Raw genomic sequence first — 20,365 nt, 5'->3', positions numbered from 1 at the left:
CGTTCCTTTTCCTTACGCCAGGGTCATCAGGGTGTCGCCCACCGCCACCGCATCCCCGGATTTCACCGCGATACCGCGCACGGTCCCGGCCTGTGCGGCGCGGATTTCGGTTTCCATCTTCATGGCTTCCAGAATCAGCAGCACGTCGCCTTCGGCCACCGTCTGGCCTTCCGCGGCAATGACCTTCCAGATAGTGCCCGCCAGCGGCGCGGTCACCGGCGTGCCGGCGCCTGCCGGGGCGGCCGCCTGAGCCGGGGCGGAAGAGGCTGCCGGCGCGGCCGCCGTCAGCTGGCTGATATCGCCGCCGTCGCTGACCTTCACCACAAAGGCTTTACCTTCCACTTCCACGGTGTAGACGCCGGACGCGGCCGGTTTATCGGCTTTTGGCGCCGGTTTTGTGTCTTCCGCCTGCGGCAGCGGCTCAAAGGCCGCCGGGTTGTGGCGGTTCGCCAGGAACTTCAGGCCGATTTGCGGGAACAGGGCCACGGTCAGCACGTCATCGATGGCGTTCTCCGCCAGAACGATGCCCTTCTCCTGCGCCTGACGTTTAACATCGGCTTCCAGCTGCGCCAGCTCCGGTTTGAGTAAATCCGCCGGGCGGCAGGTGATGGCTTCTGCCCCTTCCAGCACGCGGGCCTGCAATGCCGCATTCACCGGCACCGGGGTGTGGCCGTATTCGCCTTTCAGAATCCCGGCCGTTTCCTTCGCGATGGTTTTGTAGCGCTCGCCGGTCAGGACGTTCAGCACCGCCTGGGTGCCGACAATCTGCGAGGTGGGGGTGACCAGCGGGATGAAGCCGAGGTCCTCACGCACGCGGGGGATTTCCGCCAGCACCTCATCCAGACGGTGGGCGGCGTTCTGCTGCTTCAGCTGGCCCTCGAGGTTGGTGAGCATCCCGCCCGGCACCTGGGCCACGAGGATACGGCTGTCGGTGCCCTTCAGCTGGCCTTCGAAGGCGTGGTATTTCCTGCGCACCTCGCGGAAGTACGCCGCGATGCTCTCAAGCTTCAGGATATCCAGCCCGGTGTCGTGCTCAGTACCCGCCAGGGTGGCGACCAGCGCCTCGGTGGCCGGGTGGCCGTAGGTGGCGCTCATGGAAGAGATGGCGGTATCAACGCCGTCGACGCCCGCCTCGATGGCCTTCAGCAGGGCCATCTCCGCCATCCCGGTGGTGGCATGAGCATGCAGGTGCAGCTTCACGTCGTAGCGTTTTTTGATTTCACTCACCAGCTCAAAGGCGGCCCCCGGGGTGAGAATGCCGGACATGTCTTTAATCGCGATGGAGTCGACGCCGGTTTCCAGCAGCTGTTCGGTCAGGTCCAGCCAGGTCTGTAGCGTGTGCGCCGGGCTGGTGGTGTACGAGAGCGTCCCCTGGGCGTGGGCGCCGTGGCTGCGGACGGCCTGCAGGGCGGCTTTCATATTGCGCGGGTCGTTCATGGCGTCGAAGACGCGGAACACGTCCATGCCGTTTTTGACGGCGCGCTCAGTGAAGCGCTCCACCACGTCATCGGCGTAGTGGCGGTAGCCGAGGAGGTTCTGGCCGCGGAGCAGCATCTGCAGGGGGGTCTTCGGCATGGCCTTTTTGAGCTCGCGCAGGCGGACCCAGGGGTCCTCGCCGAGGAAGCGGATGCAGGCGTCAAAGGTGGCGCCGCCCCAGCATTCAAGGGACCAGTAGCCCGCGTCGTCGAGCTGAGCGGCAACCGGCAGCATATCGTCAAGGCGCAGGCGGGTGGCGAAAAGGGACTGGTGGGCGTCGCGCAGGACGACATCGGTAATGGCAACGGTCATGGATTCCTCCGTGAATTAAGGGTTAAGTCGGCGATGGTGGTGGAGAGCGGCGGCAATCACCGGCTTCAAGCGGGCGAAATCGTCAGCGTGCGCGGCGGCGGGCGCAGGTGCCGCCTTCGGCGCGACAGCCGGTTCGGGGAAGAAGCGGTTGACGGCGGCGGACATGCCCTGAATGGCGAAAATCAGCAGAAACAGAAACGCCAGCACGAACCCCATGCCGAGGAACATCAGGGTGAAGCCTTCGCCTAATAGCAGTGCTGCATCAGTCATAGAATAGCCTTCGAGCAGGAGGCACGATAATGATGTTATTTATCCCCGTCGTCTTTCAAGTTGCTTCTTTGTTGGCCAGGTTCATTCACCCCAGTCACTTACTTGAGTAAGCTCCTGGGATTCTCTCTTGCCGCCTCAAAGCAACTCAAAATCCATGGGGTATATAACGAAAATAATAAGGGTGGATTTCCCTGAACCGCCCCGGTCAGAGTCCCTGTTTATTACCGTCATAAACATAACGCCATCATTATCGTGCGAATGATATAAATCAGATTATTTGATAAAACTTACGTTCTGGCATATTTCATCAGCGACAATCTCTTTACGCTGATTGAAAATAACTTTGTTCTGTTCAAACAGGTTATTACCATGCGTATCAATAGAAACAATTAACGGGCCAAACTCTTTCACCCGGCATACCCACAGCGTTTCCGGCATTCCCAGATCGCGCCACTGCGCATCTTCAATCTCTTCCACGCATACTGCCGCCACTACCGCACAGCCTGCCGGGAATACGCAGTGCAGCGCTTTATGCTCCGCACAGCCCTCTTCGGTGCCTTTCCCCATTCCGCCTTTACCAACGATTAATTTCACACCCGTTTTGGCAATGAATTCTTTTTCGAATTTTTCCATGCGCATACTGGTGGTTGGACCAACGGAGACCATTTCAAACTTATCGTCTTCGCCTTTAATTGGGCGGACGATTGGACCAGCGTGCAAAATAGCGCCACCGTTAACGTCTACGGGTAATTCGCGGCCACCTTCAATTAAGCGACGGTGCGCCACATCGCGACAGGTAACAATATGGCCATTGAGGTAAATAATATCGCCAGCTTTAATATCGGCTAAATCTTCATCTTTAATTGGCGTGGTAAGAATTTTTTTAGTCATCAGAAATTCACTCCGCTGTGAGACGTAATGGTGTAGTTCAAGTCTTTATCAAAAACGATATGCCCTTTACGGTGCGACCAGCAGCCGACGTTCACCGCCACTCCGATGGTGGATGGATGGCGCGCGGTGTTTTCAATATTCACGCCCATAACGGAAGTATTACCGGACATGCCCTGCGGCCCGAGGCCAATTTTATTGATGCCGTCTTCAAGCATTTTTTCCAGCGAAGCCGCACGCTCATTCTCATTATGCGAACCAATCGGACGCATCAGCGCTTTTTTCGACAGCAGCGCCGCCGTTTCAACGGAAGTCGCCACGCCCACGCCCACCAGCAGCGGCGGACACGCGTTCAGGCCATAGCTGGTCATCACATCGAGGACAAAGCGAGTGACGCCTTCATAACCCGCGCCCGGCATCAGCACCATCGCTTTCCCCGGCAGGGAGCAGCCGCCGCCCGCCATATAGGTATAAATGCTGCACTGGTCGGAATCCGGGACAATCTCCCAGAATACCGTCGGCGTCCCTTTACCCACGTTTTTGCCGGTATTGTATTCATCAAAAGTTTCGACGCTGTTATGGCGCAGCGGAGAATCGACGGTCGCTTTGATCACCGCTTCACGCAGCAGCGCTTCCAGTTCGCCGATCAGCGGGAAGTTCGCCCCGCACTCCACCAGAAACTGAATCACCCCGGTATCCTGGCAGGAAGGACGATCCAGCTCTTTCGCCAGGCGCTGGTTCTCAATCATGGTCGTAAAGATGACGTCGGCCAGTTTACTGGTCTCTTTTTTATGCAAATCTTCCAGTTTTGCAGTGACGTCATCGGGCAAGACTTTGCCGGTGTATCCCACAAACTTGGCCATAATATTGGTCATATGGGATATCTGTTCACTTTTGCTCATAAATGCTCCTTAGTCAGAACAGCTTCCGTGAGTTACGGATGAAACGGGAAAAGGATTGGCAGCAGAATCAGGCTGACAATGGTGGAAACGATAATCAGAGGGATGCCGGATTTGGCATAGTCGACAAACTTATATCCACCCGCCGACAGCACCATCATGTTGGCAGGCATACCGATTGGGGTGGCATAGGCGCAGGAACTGCCAATCACCGTGGCCATCAGCACGGCGCGCGGATCGGCCCCCATACCGGCAGCAATCGACAGGCTCACCGGTACCAAAAGCGCAACGGTCGCAGTATTGGACATAAAGTTGGTCATAACGACGGATAGTGCGAAAACCACCACCAGCAGCATGAATGGCGAAGAGTTGTTCCCCAGCATGCCGATAACCTGATCGGCAACCAGCTTTCCGGCACCGGTCATTTCCAGCGCTTTTGCTAACGCCAGGGTGCCGCCGAAGATAAAAATAGTTTGTGAATCAATGGCTTTATAGGCCTGCTTTTCGCTCAGCACCCCGGTGATTACCAGCACCAGCGCGCCAATACAGCCCGCTACCGCCAGGCTAATACCGGTCTGTTTTTCGAAAATCATGCCCAGGATCGTGGCAATCAAAACGACCAGCGACAGGATCTGCTTCCAGCGCGGAACGTGGCTGTAATCGCGCTGTTCACCGATGCTGCCGACTTCGCTGCTATTCGGGTTATTGGGCAGAAACTTATAGCCAATCGTCAGGAAATAAATGATGCCGCAAACCAGCATCGGTAGACCCACTTTGGCATATTCAAAAAATCCGAAACCGCTGCCGATATTCTGCAACGCCGATTGTGCAATCAGATTGCCCGGCGCGCCGATCAGCGACAGGTTGCCGCCAAGCGCTGCGGCAAAAACCAGCGGCATCAGCAGACGAGAACGGGTAAAGCCGGATTTCGCCGCCACGCCGATGACGACGGGGATCAATACTGCGGCAGTACCGGTATTTGAAAGAAAGCCGGACATCACGCCGACCACCACCATAATCGTGAAAATCAGCTGCTTTTCAGTTTTGGCGAAGTGCGTAATCACGCCGCCAACTTTATTCGCCATCCCGGTTTCAAATAGCGCGCCGCCGACGATGAACATAGCGACGAAAAGAATAACGTTGGTGTCGATAAAGCCGGCAAAAGCCTGTTTGAGGTCAAGTACGCCGGTGAGAACCAGCGCTACGCAAACCACCATCGAAGTGACCGCAAGGGGAATTTTCTCCCACACGAACATGGCGATAGCAAACACCAGCAAACATAGAGTAATGGTAATCGGTTCCATATTTATAATTGTCCCATCAATGATATATGATATTGTATCCAATATTGACGAGAGGGAAATTATTCCCATGCAAAGAGTAAGTCAATGCGTTTTTCAGGAAAGCGTCAGGAGTGCGATCTTTATCAAAATATCGCAAAAGCAGTCACTTAGCGTAATTAATTGAGCAGATAAATAAGTAAGACGCCTGTAGCGATCGTACAGGCGGGGGGCGTCAAGCGCCGGGATCGTCAACGTAGCGCGTCAGCATATTCTCCATCGAACGGATAATATGTTCGCGCATTCGCAGGCGCGCCAGCTCTTCATCATGCAGCTCCAGGGCCTGTAAAATGCCCTTGTGCTCGCGTATCGAAATGGAAGCGTACTCTTCCTCAGTGACCTTATGTCCCATCGACAGCCCGTTCCACATATTGCTGAGCAAGAGCTTCATTTTAGCATTTCCGGCCGCATTCCATATCTCCATATGAAAGGCCTGATTCATGTCGGAATATTCAGCCGAGTTATTTTCGGCCAGCGCTTTTTCTGCTGAGTAGTGCACTTCGGCAATTCGCGAAATATCCGTCCCGGGATGAGAGGCTTTAGCGACCGCTTCACTCTCCAGCAGCGCGCGAATCTCATAATGCTCGCGAATCGTTTGTTCGTTAATCCCCAGCACGACCGCCCCTTTATTGGGCCGGACTTTAATCAGCCCATCCGCGGCCAGGATCTGAAATGCTTCACGCACGGGCATACTGGAGACGCCGACCATGCTGGCGATCCCTTCAAGGGTAATTTCTTGCCCTTCAACTAAATCGCGCGACAGTATAGCTTTACGTAATACTGCCGCGACCTGCTCTTTCGCTGAAAGAAGCTTAATTTTCCCTAATCGAGGCTTCTGCACTTTCCCAATCCTTCATGTGTTGACGCATTATTTCTGCCAGAGAGAGGAAATAACGCTGCGTTTCCTGCGCGATCTCATCACCATCGCCCCGACGGATAGCGTCCATCAGAGAGCTGAGTATTTGCGCCGACTCCTGATTATCCTCTTTCAGATACAGAATGACATAGCTGATATAGCCATCCAAAAACTGCTGATAAATCTTTTGCAGATAGCGGTTATCAATATATGAAATTAGCGTCTGGTGGAACGCCAACTCCCGCGACCGCTCACCCGGATGCGCCAGCGCGCGCGCGCGCGCAGCGAGCGATTCGCCTGCCGCCGCGGGCACCAATAAAAAAAGCTCCGTGGCCATCACCGCAATTGCCCGAAAAATGTGGCTGACATGGTCAGGCTCCAGCTTCGCGACCTGCATATGGCGGTTTGGCAAGCGCACCAGAAACCCTTCCTGCTCAAGGGCCTGTAGCGCTTCCCGAACCGGCATACGAGAGAGCCCCAGCTGTTCCGCAATACTTTCCTGCGCAAGCTCCTCTCCGGGTTTCATCCCACCGGAAAGGATCTCATAACGGATCATCTGAGTAATGTGGTCCCTGGTCTGCTTTCTTTCAATTTTTTTCACGATGTCCTCATTTGTAGCCGCTTAAGACGCGGGGGAGTTTAGCAGATTTACCAGGCGGGTGAGTCATTCAGAGGCAGGAGAAAACCATAAAAAAGCCGGAACCCAGGTCCCGGCTTCTCTTTTTATGCCAGATTATTTATTCACAAAATCTTCGCCAAGGGCGATATCTTTCTGCAACGTATCCAGCATCCCTTCAAGCGCCTGTTGCTCAAACGCACTGAGTTTGCCAATAGGCTGACGCTGCTCTACGCCATTTTTCCCCAGCAGTAGCGGCTGAGAGAAGAAACGGGCATATTGACCATCACCTTCCACGTAGGCGCATTCCACCACCCCTTTCTCTCCCTGCATGGCGCGAACTAAAGAGAGACCAAATCGGGCTGCGGCCTGACCCATCGACAGGGTTGCTGAGCCGCCGCCAGCTTTGGCTTCAACGACTTCAGTACCGGCGTTTTGAATACGTTTAGTCAGATCCGCCACTTCCTGCTCGCTGAAGCTCACGCCTGGAATTTGTGATAATAAAGGAAGAATAGTTACGCCTGAGTGGCCGCCGATTACCGGAACCTCAACATCGGATGAAGATTTGCCTTTCAGTTCCGCCACAAAGGTATTCGAGCGGATAATATCCAGCGTGGTTACGCCAAACAGCTTGTTCTTGTCGTAAACGCCGGCTTTTTTCAGCACTTCTGCGGCAATCGCCACGGTGGTATTCACCGGGTTGGTGATAATCCCGACGCAGGCCTGCGGGCAGGTTTTAGCAATTTGCTGAACCAGATTTTTCACAATACCGGCGTTAACGTTAAATAAATCGGAGCGATCCATACCGGGCTTACGCGCTACGCCCGCGGATATCAGCACCACATCCGCGCCTTCGAGTGCAGGGGTGGCGTCTTCGCCGGAAAAACCTTTGATTTTTACATCGGTAGGGATATGGCTAAGATCAACCGCCACGCCCGGAGTTACCGGAGCGATGTCGTACAACGAGAGTTCTGAACCTGAAGGCAGTTGGGTCTTAAGTAGTAGGGCAAGCGCCTGGCCAATTCCACCAGCGGCGCCGAGGACTGCAACTTTCATCCTAAACTCCTTATTATGGTTAAAATAATCTTTCGTTACTCCGTCGCCTGGACCTTAATTCACAAGATGAACAATTACAATAAGTATGGCTGAAGAATGCGTGGTCGTGCGCAGCGATGCAGCAGCTTCGCATTTTCCTCCCTGAGACTGACCATCCAGCAAAGTAGTACCGGATCGACTATTGGTTACAATACACCCAGCGTATTGAGCAGAACAACATCATTTAATAACATTTCATTTACTTTTGTAGCAACTCACACGCCGTGACGAAGGCATGTTCCTTATTAGAGTTTTTTGCTAAAATATGCGCCCTTCATAACATTATTTACGCTTCTCCCCTGTGGATTATTTGCATAAAAATGCATTGTTATGCATAATGATGTTGTTTTTACCACCATAATTGGGTGACTTATGCGAAGTTCGGCAAAACAAGAAGAACTGGTTAAAGCGTTTAAAGCGCTGCTTAAAGAAGAAAAATTCAGCTCTCAAGGTGAAATCGTCCAGGCACTACAGGAAGAAGGCTTCGATAATATCAACCAATCGAAAGTCTCACGTATGCTCACCAAATTTGGCGCTGTACGCACGCGCAACGCCAAAATGGAAATGGTTTACTGCCTGCCCGCCGAGCTTGGCGTCCCGACGACCTCCAGCCCGCTGAAAAATCTGGTGCTGGATATCGATTATAACGATTCAGTCGTGGTCATTCACACCAGCCCTGGCGCGGCACAGCTTATCGCCCGGCTTCTCGACTCGCTTGGCAAGGCTGAAGGCATCCTCGGGAGTATTGCTGGTGATGACACCATCTTTACCACCCCCGCCAGAGGTTTTACCGTTAAAGAGCTGCATGACGCCATTCTTGTTCTGTTTGAGCAAGAACTCTGATCCCCTCCCCTCAGGTTAACGCCAGAGGGGAACCCTTCAAAAAATTATCATTCCTTTAACATTTTGTGTGTTTTTCCGCTTCTATACATTCATTTACTTGATGAAATTAACGTAAGCGCACAAAAGATCAAATTATCCTATCTTCATGATTTAAAAAGCTATAAAAGCAATCCATGTCGAAAAAATGACATTTCTAATACTTATACGTTATAAAAACGACGTTTCTTTGTAATTATTTACATGAACAACAATTAGCAAGGTATTAATATTTTCAGTTATTAGTGTATACTTGATTTTGTGATGAGGGTCACGAAACAAAAGACCCCAACAAAAAGATTCGACGAGGTGAACATCATGAAAATCAAAACCACTGTAGCTGCATTGAGCATCCTTTCCGTTCTCTCCTTTGGCGCCTTTGCCGCTGACTCTATCAACAGCGAACAGGCTCAGGGCCGTCAGGCAATCGGCACCGTTTCCGTCGGCGCGGTAAGTTCTTCCCCGATGGATATGCATGAAATGCTGAACAAAAAAGCGCAGGAAGAAGGTGCTTCTTCTTATCGCATTATTGAAGCACGTACCGGTGACCACTGGCACGCAACGGCTGAACTGTATAAATAAGATTTAACGATTGTCGGTCATTAACTAAACAGAATCTCTTCAGCGGCCTCAAGTTGATTACAACTTTCCGCCGCTGAAAATATGAAGGTTGGAGAAAAGATTATGAAAAGCGCAATTATCATCGCATCCCTGGGTCTGGCTTCCGTTCTCTCTTTCGGTGCAAACGCCGCCGTTAACCAAGTGAACGCAGAACAGGCGCAAAATCTACAGTCCATGGGCACCGTTTCCGTTTCTCAGGTAGGCAGCGCACCGATGGATATGCGTCAGGAGCTGGCGGCTAAAGCTGAAAAAGAAGGCGCCAGCAGCTACCGCATCATTGAAGCCCGTACCGGCGATAACTGGCACGCTACGGCTGAACTGTACAAATAAACCCTCGTCGTCTTATCCGACGACTTGCCCCCGCTCTGTCGGGGGCTTTTTTATGAATGCCGCACATTAAAACGAAGCTCTCCTTCCAGCTCCTCTTCCGCCTCATCAAAAAGCAGAATTAATGCGCCGAATCGGCGTCGCTGATTATCGCTTAAATGAATAAACTCAATCTCCAGCGGTAGCGGCAGCAACCCGGCGATCACCGCATCCCATAATGAATCAAGGTTGTTCACTTTCTCACGCTCTAAGTGAAAAGTACGTGAAAACTCGCGATAAAAATCCTGCTGCTCAGCTATTTCGTCAAAATCAAAGGTATAGGTAGTCCTCATTGCCCGCATCCTGTCCACACCTGCAGCTCGTCTTAGCCCGATATTCCGGCGTATCGTCCCACTCTGCTGGAGGAATTCGTTTTCTGACGATTAAGTATAGCGATAAAAAAACCGACGCTTCAGGCGTCGGTTATGGATGCTAGCTGTTGGTGAGTACGTGCTGATACTTATGCAGCATATCCACCAGCCTTCGTACCGGCTCGGTCACCTGGGAAGAGGCTTCCCAGTGCTGTAATTTTTGCTGATAGATATCCAGTTCATCAAGCAAACGGGCAAAATAGTAGCGACGCTTATCATCGCTCTTCGCGGAAATGACGCGATCCGCCGTGCGACGCAGCTGCCGGTGAAAGGCGGACAGATCGTCGTTTATCGGTACCGGTGCATCGCGCAGCCGCTGATGGGCAATAATCAGGGTTAATGCCAGACGAAAGCGCGCGATGTCGCCAGGAAACTTATTCAGCAATAAAAAAAGCTGACGATACAGAGCGGGCAAATGGTTCTCTTTACGTCGCGCCGTATTGGTGGTCAACGATGATACCGCTGCCGAGACAAACTGGTTAAGCAGCACGCGTCCGGTGCGAGCCTGGGAGTTATCACGCACCAGCAGGATCACCATCAGCGCGAGGAAGCATCCTACGATCTGACCTAAGGCGCTATCAAGAAACTGGTTGAATTCAAACTTCATCGGGTTGTCGAGCACCAGGATATTAATCGTGCTGGCCAGCGCGCCCAACGACCCCAGGCGCCGCTTCTGTACCTCGATGCCGATAAAAAATGCCATCACCGCAAGGCTAATGCACAGCAGCAGCATACTTTGCTGCGTCGCAGGCATAATCACCAGGAAAAACAGCGCGCCCAGAGGTAAAGCCGCCAGCGTGCCATAAAGGAAATCAATAGCCACCATCCGCGGATTTGGCAAACGCATCGCCAGGGCCGTAACAACCGCAATCATCACCATCGCCCCGCTTCCCGAAGTCCAGCCGGTCCATAGCCAGAACAACGTACCGAGGATACAAGAGATGGAAGTTCGCCAAAAGTTCACCATCGCATGATGGCGCTCGGCGGATTCCACCTTCACCACCACTTCGCCCTGCAGTACTTCCTCTTCAATACGGCTGATTTTGGTATTGCCGACCACGCCCCGCTTCAAAAGCAGATAGCGCGTCGCAGCACCTACCCAGCTGTAGATCGTCACCGGCGTATTATGCTCCCCCTTCCAGGTCAAAAAGCGGCGCATACGTTTTAGCTGACGGTGCACGTCCTGCACGGTCTCAACCGGTTCAGCAAAGAGCTCCCGATAATCATCCGTCACTATCTCAGGCCGGGTGTTCTGAATCAGAAAGGTTTCACAGGCCTGAGTAATCAGGGTCAAAGAGAGGGTGTTGATCGCCTTCAGGCGTTGATTCACTTTAGCCCAGCGCGAAGACTCCATGATCAGGTTGGCGCGCATCCCCTCCAGCCCGTTGGTACGGCGTACCAGGGCGCTCCAGGCCTTATCGACCTCATCTTTATCGCCATGGGCCACGCAAAGCTGCATCAGGCGATATTGATCGATCAGCAGGTTATCCAGCTCAAGATCGATCTCTTTTTTTATCGATCGCGGAGAAAACAGCAGATCGGCCACAATGGCGCTGACGATACCGATGACAATCTCACTGCATCGTTCGACGGCGAACTGCGGCGCCAGCATCGGCTCTTCGTGAATAGTGATAATAATGATGAGCGCGGTATAACCCGCCAGACCCCACGCATAGGAGTTCTCAACCCGCACCAGCGAGGAGATCCAGGTACAGAAGCCCGCCCACAGGCAGCAGACCAGTACCATCAACAGCGGGGCGCGGATCATCAGGATGATAATCGCCAATGCGGCGATACAGCCGATAAAGGTGCCGACGATACGCAGCATCCCGCGATAGCGAATGGCGCCGGAGTAAGGCTCCCCGCCTGCGGCAAATGCCGGACCGGCAGCAACGATCGCTGCAGTAAGCACCGCCCAGCGCGGAGTTTCCAGCTGAAAATGAAAACCGACGAATAACGCCAGCACCACCGCGCAGGCTAACTTAACGGCGAAGCGGAGATGCCGGAGTTCGATGGTGAAGATCCCCATGGCGATTAACCGAACTCACGCAGGCGCATCGCCAGTTTCTGGAAGAAGTTTGCCTGACTGGTATCGCGATCCTCTTTACCCGTGATCACCACCGTCGCCGTGGTGCCCGCTGGCCAGAGATTGCCCTGCTGCTGATCAAGGCGAATACGTACCGGTACCCGCTGCGCCAGGCGCACCCACTCAAGATTAGAATCAATAGAGGCCAGCCCTTTTGAATCGCTGCTGCTGCTGGCATTGGTGACGCCAGCAGCGATGCTGTCGACGGTCCCCCTGAGGGTATGTACGCTTCCCAGAGGGGTAATTTCAGCACGAAACCCGGGGCGCACGCCTTCAAGCTTGGTCTCTTCAAGATAGGCCATGACATAGAAGGTATTTTGCTTCACCAGCGCAACCGCGGTGGAACCTCGGGTGATAAACTCGCCGCGGTACACGTTCAGGTTGGTCACCCAGCCATCGGCCGGAGCGCGAATCACCGTCCGTTCAAGGTCAAGCTTCGCCAGATCGCGACTCGCCGTCGCTTTGGCTAATTGATGTTCAACGGTTTGCAGGACGTTATTCGCCTGGTCTATCTCTTCCCGGGACATGGCCTGGACGCCAAGACGGTTACGACGACCGGCTTCCACGCGCTTCTCCTGCGCCAGAGTCTGGTAATAGGAGACATCGGCTTCGGCCTCTGCTAACGCTTTCTGGTAACGCGGTTGGTCAATGACGAACAAAACCTGGTCTTTCTTAACCAGTTGGTTATCCTTGATATTCACCTGCGAAATCAGGCCGGAAACATCGGGGGCAATGGCTACAATATCCGCACTAAAGCGCGCATCGCGCGTCCAGGGCGATGCGGTGTAGTACACCCATGCGCGAAAAATCGCCATAAATGCAAGGATAACCAGTATCACAGTGATTGCGGTACGGAGGATATTTCTTGTTAGTGTTTTCACATCAACCTCAAACGAACAAACGTGATATCAGATAAAACAAGCAGCAATATAGCGCGGTATTGAACAGGGCCGGGTGCCAGACAAAATCATAGATGCCCGTTGGAACCAGCAGGCGGTGCACCAGCCAGAAGACGGCGAGCGACAACAGCAACTCAAAGAAGATCGGCGGAAATGACAAGCCGAAAATCACAATGACAGGAAACAGACTCATGATGACCTTGATAAGAAGCGTGCAGGTGATATGCGCAATGCGTTTATTATTTAGCTAACTATATAGTACCGTAACAATTGCAGCCTTATCTACAATGTGTGATCTAAATCACTTTTAAGCCAGAGTGAATAATGGAACGATTAAAACGCATGTCCGTTTTTGCCAGAGTGGTCGAATTAGGGTCATTTACCGCCGCGGCTCGCCAGCTCCAGATGAGCGTTTCTTCCATCAGCCAGACGGTAGCCAAACTGGAAGATGAGCTGCAGGTTAAGCTGCTCAACCGCAGTACGCGTAGCCTTGGCTTAACAGAAGCGGGAAAAATCTACTATCAGGGCTGTCGGCGAATGCTGTTCGAAGTCCAGGATGTCCATGAACAGTTGTACGCGTTTAACAATACGCCCATCGGTACCCTGCGCATCGGCTGTTCTTCAACTATGGCACAGAATGTCCTGGCGCGCATAACGGCGGACATGCTTAAAGAGCACCCCGGACTATCGATAAATCTGGTCACGGGCATCCCCGCTCCGGACCTGATTGCGGACGGTCTGGATGTGGTTATTCGCGTGGGGGCGCTGCAGGATTCCAGCCTCTTTTCCCGCCGCCTGGGTTCGATGCCGATGGTGCTGTGCGCGGCGAAAAGCTATCTCCAGCATGCCGGATGTCCGGAAAAACCAGCAGATCTCGCCAGCCACTCCTGGCTGGAATACAGCGTCCGGCCGGATAACGAATTTGAAATCATCGCCCCGGAAGGGATCTCAACCAAACTGATCCCTCAGGGCCGATTTGTCACTAACGATCCAATGACGCTGGTCCGCTGGCTGACGGCAGGCGTCGGCGTGGCTTATGTTCCGCTGATGTGGGCGATCGACGAGATCAACCGCGGCGAACTGGAGATCCTGCTGCCGAGCTACCAGTCCGATCCGCGCCCGGTTTACGCGCTGTATACCGAGAAAGATAAGCTGCCTCTGAAAGTACAGGTATGCATTAATTATCTGACGGAGTATTTCGTCGGGGTGGCAAAAATTTATCAGGGCATGCACGGTCGGGGAATTGCCCGCTAGCCGTCCAAATCAGCCAAAGAGGGCATTAACTCATTATCAGGTCCGGCATCGGAAATGATTTGCGTCACTTCGCTGAGATTTCCGATGCGCACCTCGCCGGCACGATGAAATTTACTTTTGTCGATAAGCAATAGCGACTGCGCCGCCCGTTTCAGGAGCAAGGATTTGTACGCGGCATTGTTAACGCTGGAATCCCAGAGTACGCCATCGTTATCGATCCCTTCGCAGGAAAAAATAAACAGATCGATCTCCAGCGATTTGACCTGCGATAACAGCGCGGGGTTAACGTAATAGCCATATTGACGCAGAAGCTGACCACCGGCGCTAATTAACTGGAGCCGCTCGCGGCGGCCAAGTTCAACGCAGACCGGGTGGCTATTGGTAAATACCGTCAGGTTAATATCCGGCAGCTGACGCGCCAGAAACCAACAGGTTGAGCTGGCATCCAGCGCGATCGTCATGCCTGCATCAATCCACGCCAGCGCCGTACGCGCAATATCGGATTTATGGGCATAGTGGCTTTTCACGCGACGATGAAAAGGCTTCTCGCCGTGATGATTATCGCGTTGAAGAACTCGCGCCCGCCCGTGACTACGCTGAATGCTCCCCTGCCTCTGTAGCTCACTCAAATCGCGGCGAATGGTCTCAATGCTGACCTGCAGAAGATGGGACAACGCTTCGGTGGTTAAAGTGTGATGCTGATTGAGTAACTCAACTATCTGCTGCTGACGCGCGGCTTTCATCGCGACCCCGCGGAGGTAATTTGCGCTTTCGCGGAATGCGAAAGCGCATGATGAGGGATCAGGCGGTACCGCCGACGGTGAGTTTATCCACTTTCAGCGTGGGCTGACCGACGCCAACCGGCACGCTCTGGCCCTCTTTACCGCAAACGCCGACGCCGCTATCCAGCTTCAGATCGTTCCCCACCATCGAAATCTGCTGCATCGCTTCAATGCCGGAGCCGATAAGCGTTGCCCCCTTCACCGCTTTGGTCACTTTCCCTTTCTCAATCAGGTAGGCTTCCGAGGTAGAGAAAACGAATTTCCCGGAAGTGATATCTACCTGACCGCCGCCGAAGTTCGGCGCATAGATACCGTAATCGACCGATGCGATAATTTCCTGCGGCGTGGATTTACCCGCCAGCATGTAGGTGTTGGTCATACGCGGCATAGGCAGATGCGCGTAGGATTCGCGGCGACCGTTACCGGTTGGCGCCACGCCCATCAGCCTGGCGTTGAGCTTGTCCTGCATATAACCTTTCAGAATCCCGTTTTCGATCAGCACGTTATACTGCCCAGGCGTACCTTCATCGTCAATGGCGACGGAGCCGCGACGGTTGGCCATGGTGCCGTCATCCACAACGGTACATAGCTCAGAGGCCACCAGTTCCCCCATATGACCGCTGAACACCGAGGTTCCGCGACGGTTAAAATCGCCTTCCAGGCCGTGACCAACGGCTTCATGCAGCAGCACGCCAGGCCAGCCAGCACCCAGAACAACCGGCAACATCCCGGCAGGCGCTGCGACGGCGGTCAGGTTGACCAGCGCCATACGCACGGCTTCTCTCGCCCAAACATCAGCGCGCACTTCTCCCTCCAGCGAGGCCAGGAAATAGTCGTAGCCAAAGCGGCCGCCGCCGCCGCTGGCGCCGCGCTCGCGTTTGCCGTTTTCTTCCACCAGCACGCTGACGGAAAGACGAACCAGCGGACGAACGTCAGCCGCTAGCGTGCCGTCGGTGGCGGCAACAAGAATTAACTCATAGACACCGGTCAGACTGGCGGACACTTCCTGCACGCGTTTATCGGCCGCGCGGGCGGTTTTATCGACCCGGCGCAGAATATCCAGCTTCTCTTCGCGGCTCATGCTCTGCAGCGGGTCAATGCTGGTATAGAGGGAGCTGTACTCCACCGCTCCAAGGGTATGAACTTTACCATCACCGCGATCGCGCACGATGGTGCGTGCCGCCTGCGCGCTCTGTTCCAGCGCCAGCCGGCTAATCTGATCAGCGTACGCAAAGCCGGTTTTTTCCCCGCTCACCGCGCGAACGCCGACGCCCTGGTCGATATTGTACGAACCATCTTTTATGATGCTGTCTTCCAGAACCCAGGACTCGTGATAGCTCGACTGAAAATAGAGATCGCCGTAATCCAGACGACGCTCGGCCAGCTGGCCAAGAATGGTAAACAGATCCTGATGATTCAGGCCGTTTGCCGACAGTAATTGTTCACTTACCAGGTTCAGACTCATCGTTATGCTACTCGTTTGTTGCCGCCTCTCGGGCGGAAATAAAAAACGCTATCTATTGAGAGTGCGGTAATTCCCCGCAATCGTCAAATCATTGCTTTTTGTCGCTCCGCGCCTGGCGCAGCACTTCGTTAATTTGCGGCTGATCGATAGGACCGGTGATGCGATAGCGCAAAATAGAGACCTTATTCCATAGCGGTCCCAGCACCTTACTGGCGGCAAAGACCGCAGCACCGATTATCGGGTTAACGGCAAAGGCCGCCGCAACGCCTACGGTCGCGGAGATTTCCGGCGCAACCACGGCCTGCATATCCAGCTGGCGGCGAACAAGATCCACCGAGCCTTTCATTGCGATATCCGCTTCCAGACCATCGACCAGGGTATCATCGGTATGCAGAACGCCGTCTTTAATCCATGCCGTGCTGCGAATCGAATCGAAGTAGAACCCTTCGCTGAACGTATCGCTAAAGTCGAAGCGCAGCTTGCGCAGCAGCGCATCAACGCTCAGCAGGCGCAGAAGCTGGCCGGCGTGTCCGGTGCTGATATCGGTAAACTCTCCCTTCCCGAGACGGCTTTTAAGAATGCCGTTAAGCGAAGCAACGTCCGGCTGCCACGGCGGCGCGCGCCAGTGTAGATCGTAATCAATATCGAACGACGATCCTTTTACCGGTGTGGACACGCCGAAGAAGTTTACAAAATCATCGGTTTTATTCCCGTGCAGCTTACCTTTTAATGAGGTCCGTACGCCGCTCGGGGCGCTAACCCATACGCCATCGCTCGTCAGACGGCCAAAACCGGTATCCACCAGCCCGTTCGCCAGGGTCAGGGTATCGCCGCTGATCGTAAAATCGCCGTCGATACGACCATATTTTTGCCCCCACAGCCAGCACTCTGCGCAGCGAAGCTGGAGATCGGGCCAGCCGTGGAAATCTACTTTTGTCTCGGTCAGCGGAGCGCTGCTATTTTCCGTCCCGCTGCTTTTCGCCGAAGTTGGGTTGTAATAGAGGTAGCGAATGGCCGCCAGCCACGGGGCATTTTTGCGCATCGTCAGGGTAGCGTTGACTTCACGCCCCTGAGCTTCAATCTTCGTTCCACCTGCATCGGGCCGGGAGACCAGGCTGACGTTATTCCAGCTCTGACCCGCCATCGTTAACGTCGGCGTACGCAGCGTGACCTGCTGCGGGAAGACAATACTACTGCTGACGTCAGTTGCCGCACCGCGCTGGAACAGCGCCAGCCACTGCGCGCCATCCATCGGCGGCATATTCAGCTCGACGCCTGACTGCGCAGGCAGCGGAGATACGGCTTTACTGTCAGAAGTTAAAATCGCGCGATCTAGTGTGAGCTTATTGCCCAGCAGCCAGCGGCTATTAATGTGATTCTTCGTCCCCATGGAGCCGGTCAAATTAAAGCTGCTTAATCCGCCATCAACCTTAATTTTTACCGGTAAAGGCTCACCGGCCTGCTTATCAACCGGAGCAGGTAAGTGACTACTTACGTTTTTCAGCTCACCGTTAATATCGACTTTATAATTTGCGCTGCCGCGGTACGGAAGCTCAATCGCCACTTTACCGTCCCAGGGCACGCTGCCGCTCAGGCTGTTCTCCAGCGCTTTCGGCAACAGACCGGTACGCGCAGGCTCCCAGTTGGCGTTCATCCCGACGTTAACCAGGAACGCTTTCTCGCCCTCGGTGGTCGAGAAATCAACGTTCAGCGGCTGATTAAACCAGGTCGCGCTCATCGGTTCGCTTTTCAGATCGCCGTTTACAAAGCTGAATTTACCGCTCAGGTTTTGCAGCGTGGTATCGATAGGCTTGATAAACAGACTATTATTCTTCAGCTGGACGTCGCCTTTGGCGGTGGTCATCTCGCCGTCCAGCGGGATGTTCAAATGTAAGCGAGCGCTCACATCCCCATCCAACTGAAGCTCGTCCAGCGCCGCGCCCAGCGTCTCTTTCAACGGCGTCTCGTTAAAGTAAGGACCAACCTCTTTACCCGGGCCGTTAACATCGGCATCAATCAGCAGTTTTTCTCGCGAGTAGTCCGGTATCACCGCGTCCAGATTACTGGCCGTCACTTTGCCGAGCATCGCCTTATCGGCCTTCATCCACAGCCCGTCATTGATAAAGTTAAGATCGATATTCAGGCCGGTGAGCGCTGGCCAGTCAGGCTGAAAGGCGAAGGTGGCGTTTTTTAGCGGTACCGAGACCTGAAACTGACCTTCATTGTGCTTGTAAGGGAACAGATGGGGATTACCGCCGTAAGCCAGCGTGGCGTCGGTGGCCTGGCCGCCTTTAATCGCCCCGCTAAGATAATCCACCAGCTCTTTACCCATCAGATTTTCAGGGAAGTAGCGCCATGCCTGACCGCCATCATTGGTACTGATACCGGCCAGAATACCGAGCCAGGGTTCATCACCCTGCGGTTGCAGATAGCGGAAGCCGCCGCGGGCGCGAACGCCGGTAGCCTGCACGTCAATATCGCGACCGTCGAGCATAAAACCTTTGTCGTTCTTTATCCAACTGAGCGTCGCATCGCCTTTAGCGATCTCCAGCGGCGCGCGAAATACCGTCTCATAAGGCATTTTTGCCTGCTTTATGCTGGCATGCAGGATACCGTTCTCCACGCTCCCGGCAATGCTGCCGGAAAAATGCTCCGCGCCGGGCAACAGCTTCCACTGCTTCCAGGACATGTCGCTCCAGTCCGCTTTGAAACGCGTTTTCTCCGCCATCTGGAGAGGAATATCGAGCGCCAGAAGATTGATCTTGCCATCCGGCTGCGTTGTACGCCAGATTTCACCCAGCGACGGCGCCAGTTTATCCGCCATCGGCTGCAGCCCGGTCAGGCCGCTAAGATTAAGGTTGCTGGCGCGTATGCGCAGCTCATCGCTGCGTTGAGCATTTGTTCCGCCGACATCCTGGGCAGGTATCCACGCCATCGCCAGCGCGCCGCGCGGCCAGGGTTTATCATCCATGGAGATACGCGTGTCCGGGATGCGAAAGCCCCAGCTGTGGTTATCGCGATAGATGTGCGCGGTCAGATTATCGACCGACAGATGATGCTTATCTTTATCGCCCTGCCAGCTGGCGCCGCCTTTTTTCAGCCACACATCGCCACTGGCGACATCGCCTTTATCGATAGTCATCCAGCCTTCCAGGCTAAACTTCGCGCTCTGTAGGGCGATGTTGTCCTGCATCCAGCGTCCAAGCCAGGGCTTAACGTCGATATCATCGGCCTGAAGCCAGACACGCCCCTTATTGAGCAAACCGTCTTCGTCGCGCAGATCCATTCGCACCTGCATCACGCCATGCTGGCCGGTCAGGCTGCTGAGGCTAAGCTGTCCTTCCGCGCGATGGCGATTTTTACCGTTCAGCCAGGTAAGCTGCGGAATCGTAAGTTCTGCCCGCTGACCGGAAATCGTCAGGAAGCTCAGATGACTATCGCGAAGGGTAAAGTGATCGAACTGGCGGAGGAAAAGATCGCTGATGCGGTCAGTTTTCAGACCTTCGCCGCTGTTATTGGTTTGGATCGGCGTGTTGGTATGAACCTGTAGCTGCCAGAAGGTCAGGTCGCGAAACTGCCAGCGCATATGCAGCAGACTTTGCCATACGTCGAGCGCCAGAGTGACGCGTTTGACGGAAAGCTCACCGCCGTCGCTCAGGCCTGCCTTGATATCACGGACATCAAGCGTCGGGCCAAACGTCTGCCAGCTGGCGGTAATTTGTGAGGCATCGACCGGTACGCCGGCCATCGCCGATACTTTTTCCAGCACCTGCGGACGCCAACTGTTCAACTGCGGCAGTACGAGACGCAGACCGCTCACCAGCAGTGCGACGACAACAATCACTGTTGCCGCGGTGAGCAGTAAAATCCCGGGCAGTCGCCTCACGCAT

Annotated in this window: 19 protein-coding genes; 4 read left to right on the top strand and 15 right to left on the bottom strand. The window is 54.2% G+C overall.

All coding sequences use genetic code 11. The annotated features are described in order from the left end of the window. Positions 1-12: 12 nt before the first annotated feature. The 8 genes from oadA to mdh all read right to left on the bottom strand — a co-directional run bounded on the left by oadA (position 13) and on the right by mdh (position 7,713). Positions 13-1,788, bottom strand: coding sequence for a sodium-extruding oxaloacetate decarboxylase subunit alpha (oadA, locus tag KO1_RS25825; RefSeq protein ID WP_064360169.1), 1,776 nt, complete (start codon positions 1,786-1,788; stop codon positions 13-15). Positions 1,789-1,803: 15 nt separating this feature from the next. Then, positions 1,804-2,058: an oxaloacetate decarboxylase subunit gamma gene (locus KO1_RS27770; protein ID WP_004106216.1), complete on the bottom strand. Its 255-nt coding sequence runs from the start codon at positions 2,056-2,058 to the stop codon at positions 1,804-1,806. 273 nt (positions 2,059-2,331) lie between these two features. Continuing rightward, positions 2,332-2,949, bottom strand: a complete 618-nt coding sequence (gene ttdB, locus KO1_RS25815; RefSeq protein WP_004106218.1) for a L(+)-tartrate dehydratase subunit beta — start codon at positions 2,947-2,949, stop codon at positions 2,332-2,334. Continuing rightward, positions 2,949-3,848 carry a L(+)-tartrate dehydratase subunit alpha gene (ttdA, locus tag KO1_RS25810; protein ID WP_004106220.1) on the bottom strand — a complete coding sequence of 300 codons (900 nt, stop codon included), beginning with the start codon at positions 3,846-3,848 and terminating at the stop codon, positions 2,949-2,951. Before ttdA ends, ttdB begins: the two co-directional genes overlap by 1 nt. 32 nt (positions 3,849-3,880) lie before the next feature. Next, the gene (locus tag KO1_RS25805) at positions 3,881-5,149 is read right to left on the bottom strand and encodes an SLC13 family permease (RefSeq protein WP_032729210.1); all 1,269 of its coding nucleotides are present in this window, start codon (positions 5,147-5,149) and stop codon (positions 3,881-3,883) included. 211 nt (positions 5,150-5,360) lie between these two features. Next, positions 5,361-6,026: a GntR family transcriptional regulator gene (locus tag KO1_RS25800; protein ID WP_049593656.1), complete on the bottom strand. Its 666-nt coding sequence runs from the start codon at positions 6,024-6,026 to the stop codon at positions 5,361-5,363. Further along, entirely contained in the window at positions 5,998-6,642 is a 645-nt protein-coding gene (locus tag KO1_RS25795; RefSeq protein WP_004106223.1) for a GntR family transcriptional regulator, read from the bottom strand. Before KO1_RS25795 ends, KO1_RS25800 begins: the two co-directional genes overlap by 29 nt. Before the next feature lie 132 nt (positions 6,643-6,774). Then, positions 6,775-7,713 carry a malate dehydrogenase gene (gene mdh / locus KO1_RS25790; protein ID WP_004106224.1) on the bottom strand — a complete coding sequence of 313 codons (939 nt, stop codon included), beginning with the start codon at positions 7,711-7,713 and terminating at the stop codon, positions 6,775-6,777. 411 nt (positions 7,714-8,124) lie between these two features. Here mdh and argR point away from each other — a divergent pair, with 411 nt between their 5' ends. The 3 genes from argR to yhcN-B all read left to right on the top strand — a co-directional run bounded on the left by argR (position 8,125) and on the right by yhcN-B (position 9,582). Further along, on the top strand, positions 8,125-8,595 hold the full coding sequence (gene argR, locus KO1_RS25785; protein ID WP_004106225.1) for a transcriptional regulator ArgR: 471 nt from the start codon (positions 8,125-8,127) through the stop codon (positions 8,593-8,595). Between the two features lie 354 nt (positions 8,596-8,949). Continuing rightward, positions 8,950-9,213, top strand: a complete 264-nt coding sequence (gene yhcN, locus KO1_RS25780) for a peroxide/acid stress response protein YhcN (protein WP_004106226.1) — start codon at positions 8,950-8,952, stop codon at positions 9,211-9,213. 102 nt (positions 9,214-9,315) lie between these two features. Next, complete coding sequence (gene yhcN-B / locus KO1_RS25775; RefSeq protein WP_004106229.1) at positions 9,316-9,582, top strand: DUF1471 family stress response protein YhcN-B; 267 nt, start codon at positions 9,316-9,318, stop codon at positions 9,580-9,582. 50 nt (positions 9,583-9,632) lie between these two features. Here yhcN-B and KO1_RS25770 read toward each other — a convergent pair whose 3' ends face one another. The 4 genes from KO1_RS25770 to aaeX all read right to left on the bottom strand — a co-directional run bounded on the left by KO1_RS25770 (position 9,633) and on the right by aaeX (position 13,167). Beyond that, positions 9,633-9,911: a barstar family protein gene (locus KO1_RS25770; RefSeq protein WP_049593657.1), complete on the bottom strand. Its 279-nt coding sequence runs from the start codon at positions 9,909-9,911 to the stop codon at positions 9,633-9,635. A gap of 139 nt (positions 9,912-10,050) precedes the next feature. Further along, positions 10,051-12,018, bottom strand: a complete 1,968-nt coding sequence (gene aaeB / locus KO1_RS25765) for a p-hydroxybenzoic acid efflux pump subunit AaeB (RefSeq protein ID WP_016808196.1) — start codon at positions 12,016-12,018, stop codon at positions 10,051-10,053. Between the two features lie 5 nt (positions 12,019-12,023). Beyond that, on the bottom strand, positions 12,024-12,956 hold the full coding sequence (gene aaeA / locus KO1_RS25760; RefSeq protein ID WP_004106235.1) for a p-hydroxybenzoic acid efflux pump subunit AaeA: 933 nt from the start codon (positions 12,954-12,956) through the stop codon (positions 12,024-12,026). A 7-nt stretch (positions 12,957-12,963) separates the two neighbouring features. Continuing rightward, positions 12,964-13,167: a p-hydroxybenzoic acid efflux pump operon protein AaeX gene (gene aaeX / locus KO1_RS25755; RefSeq protein ID WP_004106237.1), complete on the bottom strand. Its 204-nt coding sequence runs from the start codon at positions 13,165-13,167 to the stop codon at positions 12,964-12,966. A gap of 131 nt (positions 13,168-13,298) precedes the next feature. Between aaeX and aaeR the strand changes: the two genes are divergently transcribed. Beyond that, a complete protein-coding gene (gene aaeR, locus KO1_RS25750; protein WP_004106239.1) occupies positions 13,299-14,228 on the top strand; it encodes an HTH-type transcriptional activator AaeR in 930 nt (309 codons plus the stop codon). Here aaeR and fucR read toward each other — a convergent pair. The 3 genes from fucR to yhdP all read right to left on the bottom strand — a co-directional run bounded on the left by fucR (position 14,225) and on the right by yhdP (position 20,361). Next, positions 14,225-14,971 carry an L-fucose operon activator gene (gene fucR, locus KO1_RS25745; protein WP_017145338.1) on the bottom strand — a complete coding sequence of 249 codons (747 nt, stop codon included), beginning with the start codon at positions 14,969-14,971 and terminating at the stop codon, positions 14,225-14,227. The genes aaeR and fucR overlap by 4 nt on opposite strands. Before the next feature lie 58 nt (positions 14,972-15,029). Further along, positions 15,030-16,475, bottom strand: coding sequence for a metalloprotease TldD (tldD, locus tag KO1_RS25740; RefSeq protein WP_016808194.1), 1,446 nt, complete (start codon positions 16,473-16,475; stop codon positions 15,030-15,032). 88 nt (positions 16,476-16,563) lie between these two features. Next, complete coding sequence (gene yhdP, locus KO1_RS25735) at positions 16,564-20,361, bottom strand: AsmA2 domain-containing protein YhdP (RefSeq protein ID WP_004106244.1); 3,798 nt, start codon at positions 20,359-20,361, stop codon at positions 16,564-16,566. Positions 20,362-20,365: the final 4 nt, after the last annotated feature.

Source organism: Klebsiella oxytoca NBRC 105695 (assembly GCF_001598695.1).
GTDB lineage: Bacteria > Pseudomonadota > Gammaproteobacteria > Enterobacterales > Enterobacteriaceae > Klebsiella > Klebsiella oxytoca.
Note: the sequence above shows the minus strand (reverse complement) of the source record. Positions and strands in the feature narration are given on the sequence as shown.